The organism is Arthrobacter sp. TB 26 (assembly GCF_000427315.1).
Classification (GTDB): Bacteria; Actinomycetota; Actinomycetes; order Actinomycetales; family Micrococcaceae; genus Arthrobacter.
Genome location: NZ_AUPJ01000529.1, coordinates 8,289 through 8,643, shown reverse-complemented (window position 1 = coordinate 8,643; position 355 = coordinate 8,289). Strand labels below are relative to the sequence as shown.

At 74.4% G+C, this 355-nt stretch carries 1 pseudogene (running past one end of the window); it reads left to right on the top strand.

Features of this window, described 5'->3' with window-relative positions:
* Positions 1-69 precede the first annotated feature (69 nt).
* Positions 70-355, top strand: a pseudogene (locus tag K789_RS23735) (alpha-galactosidase); it runs 1,950 nt beyond the window's last position.

Here is a 355-nt window from a genome sequence, read left to right as displayed (position 1 = left end):
CCCCTGATTCCCTGCGGACCCGCGGCCCACCGTCCCGGACGCGCCCCGAACCACCGAAAGAGACCTGCCATGGATCCCCTGTACCTCCGCTCCGCCAGCACCAGCCTGGTGATCAGCTTCGACAGCGGAGAGGCCGAGGTCATCCACTGGGGCGCCGATCTGGGCCCCTCCCTCCCGGACCTGGCCATCCTCGGCGCCCCCGTCACGCACTCCGCCGTCGACGGCGCCGTCCCCGCCGGTCTGCTGCCGCAGGCCTCTTCCAGCTGGCGCGGCCGCCCCGGCCTGCGCGGACACCGGATCGCCGACGGCGTGCCCGGCTACGACTTCTCCGTCCGGCTCCGCGTGGCGGAGGTGG